Below are 11371 nucleotides of genomic sequence, written 5' to 3'. Positions count from 1 at the left end.
CCACCGGCTGGTAGTGCACCGCCAGCTCGTCACGGGCCATCGCCTGGCGCAACCCCGCGATCAGCCGGCTGTGCTCCAGCCGGGTCGTGCGCAACGCCGGGGTGAACAGGGTGATCTGGTTCTTGCCGGCCGCCTTGGCGGCGTACAGCGCCAGGTCCGCATCCCGCAGCGCCTCGGCCGGGGTGCAGATCTCCGTCTCGGCCAGCACTCCGACGCTGGTGGTCAGGTGGATCTCGTGCTCGCCCAGGCGGTAGGGCGTGCGCAGCCGCTCCACGATGGCGTGTGCCAGCCCCATGGCCACCTGCGCCGAGGTGGCCGGCAGCAGCAGCGCGAACTCGTCGCCGCCCAGCCGGGCCAGGGTCTGACCGGGCGCGCACAGCGCGCGCAGCCGGTGCGCCACCTGGGTGAGCAGATCGTCGCCGATGGGATGGCCCAGGGTGTCGTTGACGTCCTTGAACCCGTCGAGATCCATCAGCAGCAGCGCGGGCGGCGTCTCCGGCCCGGCCGGTCCCTCGGAGGCGGCGGGCGTGGTCAGCGCCTGCTGCAGGGCCTCGCCGAGCAGGGTGCGGTTGGCCAGCCCGGTCAGCGGGTCGTGGAAGGCCCGGTGGGCCAGGCTGCGCTGGAGCATCTCCTGGGTGTGCAGGGCCGCGCTGAGCTGGTGGGTCTGCGCGGTCAGCCGGTCGGCCTGGCGGTCCAGGGCCGTGGCCCGGGCCTCGGCCAGCCGCGCCACGGTGTTGAGCCGCAGCACCAGCAGCACCGCCAGCGCCACCGTCCACGCCATGATCGCCATGTCGTCGTGCGGCTGGGCCACCGTGTCGGCGAAAGGGCGGCCCAGGGTGGAGACCAGCGGGCTGAGCAGGGCGAGTGCCATGAACAGCGGCACTCGGCCGCGGTCGGCGATGAGTGCGGTCCGCAGCTCGGCCGCGCGGGCCACGCTGGGATGCAGCGCGGTGGCGCCGACCAGGACCGACCAGGCCAGCCAGCCGACCGTCGCCACGGGGTGGATCTGCGCGCTGCCCGCCGCGTTGCTGAGCAGGTAGACGCTGTCGGCCACGAAGATGGCCGTGCAGGAGGCCCCGAGCAGGAGCAGCCACGGCGGCCGCCCGGCGTCGAAGAGGATCCGCGCCACCAGGCCCAGGACGACCAGGTCGATGAGGGGGGTGATCAGCGCGTAGGCGAGGTCCGGGCCGCTGTAGGTGCCGAGGTCGATGACGGGGTCGACGACGAAGGTCCAGAACGGCATGGCCACGCCGACGGTGATGATCCCGGCGTCCAGCAGGCCCGTCCAGCGGGAGGCGCCGACCCTGGCGCTCATCATGATCAGGGCGGCCAGCAACAGGGCGTACCCGCTCATGGTGCCGGTCTGGTAGAGGACGAGCAGCGTCTGGCTCTCCAGCCAGACCCAGCCGATCGACCAGCCCACGGCGTTGGCGAGCCAGGCCGTCACGACGCCCGCGCCGATCAGCCGCCACGGCCGCAGGCGGCCCAGCCGGTAACGGCGGATCCCGATGAGGACGGCGATCGTCGCCGCCCCCTGCATGCCCGACCAGAGCAGGGCGTCGAAGAACGGGGAGACGGCTGCGATGGCGGGACCGCTGAGGGCGACCAGCGCACCCAGGACAAGGAAGACCAGCCAGCCGTACGGTTTCCGCTCGGGGCGGGGACCGACGGCCGGGGGCGTTCCGGGCGCTGTCTGGTTCATGCTCTTCTCTGGGTCGGCCGTGGGAGGGGCCTTGCGGTCGAACTCGGAGGCGGTCTCAGCCGGAGGGGCATGGTGGTTCACCGGCACCGCACACCCTGAGGGACGTGCCGTCGTGCTCCTGCCGTCAGGTGGGCTTGACCGCTGCCCGACCACTTCCGCCTCACAAATCGTCAGAAATGGGTCATTTCTTACTGATTACGATCAGAATTAATACGATCGGGACCATCGATCCCACCAGGGATGATCCCCGGGAAACGGACATGCCAAAGGGTGGGTTCGATACTGTGTCCGGATATTGACATCCTCCCCGTGAGCGAGGGGGATTCCGTCCCGCACGGGCGCCGTCCCACCGGCGCGTCTCCGGTGAACACGGACCTACGAGCCGTCCCGCCGCGACGCCGGTCGCCGTCGCGTCGGTCGCGGGGTCACTTGTCGGCCGGGCCGGCGTCCGATCCGCCGGGCTGCAGCATGCGGCGCAGCGCCATCAGGGCGTCCTCGCTCGACGAGGCGGCCTCCCGGTTGGCGGCCTGCAGCTCGCGGAAGACCTCCTCACGGTGCACGGGGACGGAACGCGGCGCGCGGATGCCGATCCGGACCACGTCCCCACGCACGTCGAGCACGGTGACGACGACGTCGTCACCGATCATCAGGCTCTCCCCCGAGCGACGGGTCAGCACCAGCAACGTCCAGCTCCTTATGTGTCCGGGGGACGTATCGGCAGCCTAACCGACGTCAGGCGGATACCAGGGGAGCCCGGACCGGAAGGTCGGAACCGGTGAGCACGGTCTGGATGGCCCGGCGGGTGGTGGTGTCGACCACGATGGGGGCCATCAGGTTGGCGGTCGCCTCGGTGATGGAGCCCGGAGCGGTGACGACGAGCAGCACGAGCAGGTCCGAGGTCCCGGCCGCGCCCAGCATCGCCAGCGTCTCCTCCTCGATCTCGGGCTCGTAGCCCGGGAAGAACGGGTTCGGCGCGATGACGAGGAAACGCAGGTCGGGGTCCTCCAGGGAACGCATGGAGAACAGGGCGCCGGCGTCGTCCATCCGGACGAGCACGAACCGGCGGTGCTCGGCGAAGCCGGGCATGGGACAGACGAGCTCGATGGCGGGCATCTCGTCGGTGTCGGCGTTCGCCGGGGCCGCGGCCTCTGCGTTCATCGGGCGATCCTTAAGAGTGATCATTTCAGGAAGTCCACGAGTGAGGGCTGGACCACCTTGGCCGTCGCCGCGAGCGCCGCCTGGTAGGCGGTCTGCTGCAGGGTCAGCTCGGTGATCGTCATGGGCAGGTCGATGTCCTCGATGTCCGAGAGCTGGGTCTTGAGACTGAGGATCCTGGAGTCGGCCGTGTCACGCATCTGCGTCACGCGATTGTAACGGGAACCGACGTCGGCGATCTCGGTCTGCATGCTTGCAATCGCCGTGTCGAGGCGGGTGAGGTCGTCGACGAGGGCGGCCGGGTTGTCCTTGAGGTTCGCGGTGATGTCGGCCAGCACCTTGAAGAGCTGGTTGTTGCCCCGGCCGAAGACCTTCTCCCCGTCGGAGTTGACGGCGATCTGGGTGTTGTCACCGATCGTACGGATCACTTCACCGCCCTGGCCGGCGTAGGTGCCGTCGGCGTTGTAGGCGACCGACCCGGACGCGGCGCCGGCGAAGACGGGCCGGCCCAGATAGGTGGTGTTGGCCACGCCGATCAGCGCGGCCCGGATGTTCTCCACCTCGGAGGCCAGCGCGATGCGCGCGCCCTGGGCCCCGCCCGAGCCGGAGGACATGCCCTGCAGCACCAGTTCCCTGGCCCGGCCCACCTGGCTGTTCGCGCTGGTCAGCGCCGTGTCGATGGTGCCGACCCAGCCCAGGCCGTCGTCCGCGTTGCGGATGTACTGCTCCTGAGTGCGCAGGTCGCTGCGGAGGGACAGAGCCGACGCCGTGCCGGCGGGCGAGTCCGACGGCCGGGTGAGCTGCTTGCCGCTGGAGAGCCGCTGCTGGATGTCGCCTCCCCGGCTGACGTTGTTCTGCAGGTTGTTGAGCACCCGAGTGCTGATCGAGCTCTCGGTCACGCGCATGTACGTCATGTCATCAGCCCCGGATCATGCTGAAGAGGGAGTCGAAGGTGCTGTCGATCGTCGAGATCATCCTGGTCGCCGCCTGGTAGGCGCGCTGGTAGAGCAGCATGTTCGCCATCTCCTCGTCCAGGCTGACGCCCGACTGGGCGATGCGCTGGGCGTCGTTGTTCTGCGTGATGACGTTCTGGATGGTCGCGCGTCGCTGTGCCGACTGCGACTCGACGCCGAGCGCGGTCACGGTCTCCCGATAGAAGGTGTCCGGCCCGCCCCGGGCGGTGGCGAAGCCCGCCAGCTTGAGGGCGTTCCCGGCGTCGAGGTTGCCGATCGGGTTGCCGGTGTTGGGGTCGGTCCTCGGAGGCACGGCCGAGGCCGCCACCTGCGCGGCGCCGGTGAGGCCCACCTTGATGTTCGCGGCGGTGATCACGGTGCCGGTCTCGGGGACGAAGAAGTTCCCACCCGGGGCGCCGTTGAGGTCATAGCCCTGGACGTGCTGGGTGTTGACCGTGGTGGCGAGCCGCTGCGCCACCTCGTCCAGCTTGGCGGCGTACCCTGGCAGCACCTTGTTGAGGGCCTGGAGCGACGAGGCGAGCTGACCGGAGGTGACGCTGGCGTCGGTGGTGGTGCCCTGCCACCTCAGGGTGACCGGGTCGGCCGTCGCGTCGCGCAGCGTGCCGGCACCGGTGACCTCCAGCTTCCTGACGACCGGTCCGTCGACCAGCTTGGTGCCGCCGATGGAGACGTCCACCGCACCGTTGTCGAGGGACTTGGAGGTCGCGCCGGTGAGTTCGGCCAGGCGCAGGACCAGGCCGTCGCGCTTGTCCTGCAGCTCGCTGGCGGGCAGGTTCGCCGCGGTAGCGCGCACGATCGCCTGGTTGAGCTGGGCGACGGTGTCGGCCGCGGTGTTCACCTCGGTGACCAGGGTGTCGAGCTGCTCGATGGTGGTGTTCCACAGCGACTCGAGGGTGGCGTTCGCGCTGCGCAGGCTGTCGGCGACGGTGGCGCCCTCCTGCAGCAGCTGCGAGCGGGCCGCGTTGCCGGTCGGGCCACCGGGCTGGTTGACGACGTCACTCCAGGCGTTCCAGTAGCCGGACAGCTGGGACTGGATACCGGTGTCGCTGGGCTCGCCGAAGACCTCCTCGACGCGGGCGTAGACCTCCTCCTGGCCGGACAGGAACGCGAACTTCGCGTGCTCGATCTGGCCGCGCGCCTCGAGGAACTCATCGCGCATGCGCGTGGTCCCGGCGGCGGTGACGCCGTTGCCCAGGCCGTCGGTGGTGGTGTACATGGCCGGGGTCACCACGCCGCCCACAGAGTTGAGCTCGACCCGCTGGCGGGTGTAGCCCTCGGTGTTGGCGTTGGCGATGTTCTGCCCGGCGACGTCGAGCGCCTGCCGCTGGGCGTACAGGGCGCTGAGTGAGGTGGAGATTCCGGAGAAGGTGCTCAATTACATCGCCTCATTGACAAGTCGTGAGGAACGGCCGGCGCCGACGGTCTCCCCGGAGCGGCTGTAGGTCGTCACGGAGCCCGTGACGTTCATCAGCGCCTCCTGGACCGCCCGCGCTCCGGCGGTGAGCAGTTCCTTGTTCGCCTCGGCGATCGCGCTGATCTCCGCGGTCAGGGTCAGGAACGCGTTGCGGTGCTGCAGGAACAGGTCGCTCCAGGGCGCCCCGGCCGCGGCGGCGAGCGCCTGCAGGCTGGGGGCGGGCGGCAGGCCAAGCTCCTCGGCGACGGCGTCCACCTGGGCCGCACGGAGAACCTCGGTCTTGCGGATCTGCTCGAGCACCATCTCCACCTCGCGGGTGGCATGCGGCAGCCAGCGGGTCTTACCTGCGGCCAGTACGAGTTGCTCCTCCTCGAGCTTGAACAGCAGCAGATCCATCATCTCGCGGATCCGCCACAGCGTGCTCGACAGATCGGCCAAGCTCATCCGTCCCGCCTTCACAGTCGTCGGTACGCCTCGACGGCGCGCTTCCCCCGCATATTCGGCAGCGGGCTCCCCCGCCTGAGAACTTCCCCGGCGGCATCGGGACTATGACGCGCTGTGCCTGACCGATGACGAGAAGTGAGTTTTCGCAACCGTACGGCAACCGAAAGCAACCGGTTCCTACCTCTTTGTGACTGTTTTCTAGTTCCTGTCGGCACCGAACGGAGCCGGCGGGACCTTCCCAGCCACATCGAAAGGGCCACCGTGAGGACTCAGGGTACGACTGCCGTCAGCCGCGACATCGACGCTCTTGTCCGCGAGCACCTCCCGCTCGTGGGTCACATCGTCCGCGAGACTCTGATGCGCGTTCCCTCCCACGTGAACCGCGACGACCTCACCTCCGCCGGCCTGGCCGCCCTGGCCGCCGCCGCGGTCTCCTTCGACCCGGAGCGCGGCACCCCGTTCGGCCGCTTCGCCGCCGTCCGCATCCGCGGCGCCCTCGTCGACGAGCTGCGCGGCCTGGACTGGGCCAGCCGCTCGGTGCGCAGCCGCGCCCGCCAGCTGGACTCGGTCCGCCAGGAGCTCAGCGGGGCCCTGGGCCGTACCCCGACCAACCGCGAGCTCGCCGGCGCCCTGGGCGTCGCCGAGGAAGAGGTCGAGTCCATCGAGGAGGACGTGCAGCGCGCCGTCGTCCTGAGCCTGCAGGGCTTCGCCCCCGGCACCGCCGAGGACATGGTCCAGGAGCAGGCCGCCGGCCCCGAGGAGATGCTGCTGCACCGCGAGCGCCTGGGCTACCTCACCCACGCCGTCGACGCCCTGCCGGAGCGCCTGCGCCTGGTCGTCACCCGCTACTTCCTCGAGGAGCGCCCGATGGCCGAGATCGCCGCCGAGCTCGGCGTGACCGAGTCCCGCGTCTCCCAGCTGCGCGCCGAGGCCCTGGTCCTGCTGCGCGACGGCATGAACGCCCAGCTCGCCCCCGAGATGGTCGCCGCCCCGCAGCGCCCCGACGGCTGTGTCGCCAAGCGCCGCGCCGCCTACTACGCCGAGATCTCCGCCAAGGGTGACCTGCGCAGCCGCCTGGCCATGACCGACACGTTCGGCGCCCCGGTCGCGCGCACCGCCTGACCTTCGAGTTTCCCGTACGGCCCGCGCCCCGCGCGCCTTCCGGCCACGCCGTACGGCCTGAGAACCCCCGGCCGGAGAAATCTTGAAAAAAGCCGCTGAGAAACCTTCAGCGCGCCCGGTCGCCGCCGATGAGGAAGGCAGACCGGACCACGGAAGGACCGGCAAGGCCCTAGTCAAGGAGGAAAACACCATGGGTCTGCGTATCAACCAGAACATTGCCGCGATGAACTCGTACCGGAACCTGTCGGTCAACGACGGGGCGATGTCGAAGTCTCTGGAGAAGCTCTCCAGCGGCTTCCGCATCAACCGGGCTGCGGACGACGCGGCCGGCCTGTCCATCAGCGAGGGCCTGCGCGCCCAGGTTGGTGGCCTGAAGGTCGCCGTCCGCAACGCTCAGGACGGTGTCTCGGTTGCTCAGACCGCTGAAGGTGCGCTCACCGAGACGCACTCCATCCTTCAGCGTATGCGTGACCTTGCCGTCCAGTCGTCCAACGGTGGTTCCCAGGACGCCGCCGCCCAGGCTGCGGCGAACAAGGAGTTCGGTGAGCTGAAGACCGAGCTGGACCGCATCGCCAGCACCACGGCGTTCGGCACCCAGAAGCTGCTCGACGGCAGCTACGGCTCGCAGTTCCAGACGAGCGCCAGCGCTCCGGCGTCGTTCTCCGGCGTCACCGTCTCCGCCACCACCGCCGACAACCAGTTCGACCTCACCACCAAGGTGAACGGCAGCACCCAGACGGTCACCGTCACGCTGCCGGGCGGCAGCGGTGCCAGCTACGCCAACCCTGAGGCCTACGTTGACGCTGTCAACGCCGGCATCAAGACTGCCCTGCAGGGCATCGGTGGCGACGGCAACGAGGTCAAGTTCACCTCCAGCGTTGACCCCAACGGTGGTGGCGTGAGCTTCAAGATGACCGGCAAGGACGCCTTCCAGACGGCCAGCGTCGGTTCGGCCCTGACCGGCGTCCAGGCGGCGAACATCACCGTCGCCACGGGTTCGGGCGGCGTGTTCCAGGTCGGTGCCAACAACAACGCCGACGAGCGCATCAACGTCGAGATCGACGCCATGGACACCGGCAACCTGGGTCTGAGCGGTACCGCTCTGACCTCGACCACTGCCTCCCAGGACGCGATCGACGACATCGACGACGCCATCGCGCAGGTTTCCGACCAGCGTGCGAAGCTCGGTGCCTACCAGAACCGATTCGAGCACACGATCAACAACCTGAACGTGGCGATCGAGAACCTGTCCGCGTCGGAGTCCCGCATCCGCGACACCGACATGGCTCAGGAGATGGTCAACTTCACCCGGAACCAGATCCTCAGCCAGGCCGGCACCTCGATGCTCGCCCAGGCCAACCAGGCGCCTCAGTCCGTGCTGAAGCTCCTGGGCTAATCCGAGGGGCGCCCTGAGTGACCCTGAGGGCGCCCACCGGATGACAGGCAGGAAAAACGGAGAGGGCGGTCGGCGGAATCCGCCGACCGCCCCTTCCGCATTTCTCGGCGCGTTCGCTTGACGGGCGCGCGCGCCTGCCGATGAGGCGGGTATCGAAGAGAGGACGTGCATACGTGACCAGCAGCATCGACGGCCTTGTCAGCGGTCTGAGCACCAGCTCGCTGATCTCCCAGCTGATGCAGGTGGAATCCGCCTCCCAGACCAAGCTCAAGTCCAAGGTCACCGCCCAGCAGAAGGTCCAGTCCTCCTACCAGTCGGTCAACGCCCGGCTGGCCGGGCTGAAGGCCGCCGCCGACGCGATGTTCGCCGACGCCACCTGGACCGGCTCGAAGGCGACCTCCTCCTCGGCCGCGGTCACCGCGGTCGGGACGACGGGCGCCCCCACCGCCACCCTCAGTCTCGACGTCGTCAACCTGGCCCGCGCCCAGGTGCGCACCGCCACCTTCGCCTCTCCCACCAGCCCCGTGCTGACCAGCGACGGCAACGTCCCCCCGATCACCGGCGTCAGCATCAAGATCGGCACCGGTGACCCCGTCGACATCACGGTGGCGGCCGACAAGAACACCCCGCAGGGCCTCGCCGACGCCATCAACGCCAGGAAGCTCGACGTGCGCGCCGCGGTCGTCACCACCGACCAGGGCACGGTCCTGCAGCTGACCTCCACCAAGACGGGCACGGCCGCCGCCTTCGACTTCGTGGGCGTCGCCAGGGCCACCTCCACCTTCGCCACCGCCTCCACCCCGGCCGTGGCCGACATGGCCGCCGGCGTCGACATCACGATCGGCTCCAACCCCCCGGTCAACGTCGCGGTCGGCACCGACACCCCGCAGGGCGTCGCCGACGCGATCAACGCCGCGGGCATCGGCGTCACCGCCAAGGTCACCGCCGTCAACGGCCAGGCCAAGCTGGAGGTCTTCCACAGCCAGGCCGGCGCCGCCGAGACCATCGACGTCGCCGGCCTCACGGTGGGCCCCACCGTCACCCGCACCGGGTTCGCCGGGACGACCAACGTCGCGGTCACCGCGCAGGACGCGAAGATCAGCGTCGGCAGCGGCGCCGGCGCCTACACCGTCACCAGCGGCAGCAACAGCTTCACCGGCGTCATGCAGGGCGTCACCCTCTCGGTCAGCAAGGTCGAGTCCGGCATCACCATCACCAGCTCCCCGGACACCGACACCATCGCGAACAAGATGCAGGCGTTCGTCGACGCCGCCAACGCGGCGCTGACCGAGATCTCCGCTCAGACCGCCTACAACTCCACCGCGAAGGTGAAGCAGCCGCTCACCGGCAACTTCGGTATCCGGCAGATCACCCAGAACATCCTGAGCCAGGTCGGCAACGGCCAGACCGGCTACGGCAGCTTCTCCCAGCTCGGCGTGCAGCTCGACAAGAGCGGCAGGCTCGCCTTCAACCGCGAGACCTTCCTCAAGGCGTACGCGGCCGACCCCGCTGCGGTCAAGAACGCGGTGACCGCCAAGGATCCGCTGATCGACAACAAGGTCGACGCGCAGGGCAAGCCGGTCCCCAAGACCGAGGTCACAGGCGTCATGGGGCTGGCCGAGAAGCTGTCGATCATCACCAACAACGCCACGAACAGCGTCACCGCCTCCATCAAGGGCGGTGAGAGCATCATCACCAACCTCAACAAGCAGATCGATGCCTGGGACCTGCGCCTGGAGAGGCGTGAGGCGGCACTGCGCAAGCAGTTCAGCAACCTGGAGGTCTCGCTCGGCAAGCTCAACCAGCAGTCAACCTGGCTGGCCGGCCAGATCGGCAGCCTCCCCAAGATCGAGAACGGATCCTGACGTGAACAACCCCTCCATGCGGGCCCGGTACATGGCCGACGCGATCACCACCGCGTCCCCCGGCAAGCTGCTCGTCATGCTCTATGACCGGCTCGTCCTGGACCTGGTCAAGGCCGAGGAGGCGCTGGGTCGCGATGACAGGGAGACCGCCTCCACCCAGCTCCAGCACGCCCAGGAGATCGTCATCGAGCTGCGTTCCTCGCTCAAGATGGACGTCTGGGACGGCGCCAAGGGCCTTTCAGAGCTCTACGGTTTCCTGCTCACCCAGCTCATCCAGGCCAACATCCGCCGCGACGCGGCCCAGGTGGCGTCCTGCCGCGGCCTGGTCGAGCCGCTGCGCGACGCGTGGCGCACCGCGGTGTCCGAGGCCTCCGCCGTCGGCACGGCAGCCCGGGTCGCGTGACCCATGGCCGCGCCGTCCCCGCAAGCGGGCAACTGGAGCGCGGCCTGGTCGGCCGCGCTCGACGCCCTGGAGATGGATGTAGCCGCCGTCGAGGAGATGCTCGCCGGTGACCACCGGGACCGTGACCTCCAGTCCTCCGACGCCTGGTCGCCGCCCGAGGACATCGGCCCGCTCCCTCTCGACCTGCGTCCCCGCGCCGATGCGATCCTCGCCCGCCAGCTCGCCGCGGCTCAGGCGCTGGCCATGGCCATGGTCGGCAACCGCCGGCAGGCCGCCATGCTCGCCCGCGTCGAATCCGGCAACGACGGCGGCAACCGCCCCGTCTACGTCAACTACGCGGCATGACTGTTTGCTTTACCAAGAGTCAAATGAGCAGTGAAGGTACGGCTGCCTCTGATCCCGTCACTGCTCACGTCATAGCCTCCCGGCGACCGGGGCCGCGGGGGTGCGGCTTGCTAACGACGCCGCTGTTTACGCCGTAAACAGGCACTGTCCCACCCCGGGTCCGTGGTGTGTTTACGGCGTAAACGCTCGGGCTGCCCCTGAGGGCCGCAGTCCGGGACCCCGAGGGCGTGTTTACGGCGTAAACGGTGGTGGTCGCTACCCGGGGATCGGTGGTGTTTACGGCGTAAACGTCGGACGTGGCCGCCAGATGGCAGCGGCTGGATCCCCGTGCTGGCAGGGGGTTGAGGACTTCCCGGGCGCGGCAACTTTTCTGCACCTTGCGCGCACTTCTGCCGCTACGCCCGGACGGCTTACTGGATGTCGAAGGCCGCTGACACAGGGCCTTCACCGGCACCGGACCCCTACGGAGGTCCAACCGCCGGAAGTCCTGTCGCCGCACAAGGGATCACACTTCATGACGTTCACCGCTCGCCTGACCACCCGCGCCCGCC

Annotated in this window: 11 protein-coding genes; 5 read left to right on the top strand and 6 right to left on the bottom strand. The window is 69.2% G+C overall.

Annotation, left to right across the window (positions count from 1 at the left end; genetic code table 11):
- From IEZ08_RS38130 to IEZ08_RS38105, 6 genes are all read right to left on the bottom strand, one after another.
- On the bottom strand, nucleotides 1-1702 hold a 1702-nt coding region (locus IEZ08_RS38130), incomplete at its 3' end, for a GGDEF domain-containing protein (RefSeq protein WP_189244142.1).
- A 425-nt stretch (nucleotides 1703-2127) separates the two neighbouring features.
- Nucleotides 2128-2379: a carbon storage regulator CsrA gene (csrA, locus tag IEZ08_RS40460; protein ID WP_425312329.1), complete on the bottom strand. Its 252-nt coding sequence runs from the start codon at nucleotides 2377-2379 to the stop codon at nucleotides 2128-2130.
- Between the two features lie 55 nt (nucleotides 2380-2434).
- Complete coding sequence (gene fliW, locus IEZ08_RS38120; protein WP_068922340.1) at nucleotides 2435-2860, bottom strand: flagellar assembly protein FliW; 426 nt, start codon at nucleotides 2858-2860, stop codon at nucleotides 2435-2437.
- 20 nt (nucleotides 2861-2880) lie between these two features.
- A complete protein-coding gene (gene flgL / locus IEZ08_RS38115; protein ID WP_203863715.1) occupies nucleotides 2881-3762 on the bottom strand; it encodes a flagellar hook-associated protein FlgL in 882 nt (293 codons plus the stop codon).
- Between the two features lie 13 nt (nucleotides 3763-3775).
- On the bottom strand, nucleotides 3776-5206 hold the full coding sequence (gene flgK / locus IEZ08_RS38110) for a flagellar hook-associated protein FlgK (RefSeq protein ID WP_068922338.1): 1431 nt from the start codon (nucleotides 5204-5206) through the stop codon (nucleotides 3776-3778).
- Nucleotides 5207-5689, bottom strand: a complete 483-nt coding sequence (locus IEZ08_RS38105) for a flagellar protein FlgN (RefSeq protein WP_068922337.1) — start codon at nucleotides 5687-5689, stop codon at nucleotides 5207-5209. It abuts the gene before it with no gap.
- A gap of 261 nt (nucleotides 5690-5950) precedes the next feature.
- Between IEZ08_RS38105 and IEZ08_RS38100 the strand changes: the two genes are divergently transcribed.
- The 5 genes from IEZ08_RS38100 to IEZ08_RS38080 all read left to right on the top strand — a co-directional run bounded on the left by IEZ08_RS38100 (nucleotide 5951) and on the right by IEZ08_RS38080 (nucleotide 10820).
- Nucleotides 5951-6811 (top strand): sigma-70 family RNA polymerase sigma factor, encoded by an 861-nt coding sequence (locus IEZ08_RS38100; RefSeq protein ID WP_068922336.1) that lies wholly within the window; start codon nucleotides 5951-5953, stop codon nucleotides 6809-6811.
- 190 nt (nucleotides 6812-7001) lie between these two features.
- Nucleotides 7002-8207 carry a flagellin N-terminal helical domain-containing protein gene (locus tag IEZ08_RS38095; protein ID WP_068922335.1) on the top strand — a complete coding sequence of 402 codons (1206 nt, stop codon included), beginning with the start codon at nucleotides 7002-7004 and terminating at the stop codon, nucleotides 8205-8207.
- Between the two features lie 173 nt (nucleotides 8208-8380).
- A complete protein-coding gene (gene fliD / locus IEZ08_RS38090) occupies nucleotides 8381-10072 on the top strand; it encodes a flagellar filament capping protein FliD (protein ID WP_189244141.1) in 1692 nt (563 codons plus the stop codon).
- 1 nt (nucleotide 10073) lies between these two features.
- Nucleotides 10074-10475: a flagellar export chaperone FliS gene (fliS, locus tag IEZ08_RS38085; protein WP_068922333.1), complete on the top strand. Its 402-nt coding sequence runs from the start codon at nucleotides 10074-10076 to the stop codon at nucleotides 10473-10475.
- Between the two features lie 3 nt (nucleotides 10476-10478).
- Nucleotides 10479-10820, top strand: coding sequence for a hypothetical protein (locus IEZ08_RS38080; protein ID WP_068922332.1), 342 nt, complete (start codon nucleotides 10479-10481; stop codon nucleotides 10818-10820).
- The last annotated feature ends 551 nt before the right edge of the window (nucleotides 10821-11371 follow it).

This window comes from Planobispora rosea, from assembly GCF_014648175.1.
In the GTDB taxonomy this organism is placed as follows: domain Bacteria; phylum Actinomycetota; class Actinomycetes; order Streptosporangiales; family Streptosporangiaceae; genus Planobispora; species Planobispora rosea.
This window is presented reverse-complemented; position numbering and strand designations above follow the sequence as displayed.

Bases quoted from the DNA above. Each gene is read 5' to 3' on its own strand.
- fliW (WP_068922340.1), bottom strand. From the start codon at position 2,860: ATGAACGCAGAGGCCGCGGCCCCGGCGAACGCCGACACCGACGAGATG.
- flgL (WP_203863715.1), bottom strand. From the start codon at position 3,762: ATGCGCGTGACCGAGAGCTCGATCAGCACTCGGGTGCTCAACAACCTG.
- IEZ08_RS38105 (WP_068922337.1), bottom strand. From the start codon at position 5,689: ATGAGCTTGGCCGATCTGTCGAGCACGCTGTGGCGGATCCGCGAGATG.
- IEZ08_RS38095 (WP_068922335.1), top strand. From the start codon at position 7,002: ATGGGTCTGCGTATCAACCAGAACATTGCCGCGATGAACTCGTACCGG.
- IEZ08_RS38080 (WP_068922332.1), top strand. From the start codon at position 10,479: ATGGCCGCGCCGTCCCCGCAAGCGGGCAACTGGAGCGCGGCCTGGTCG.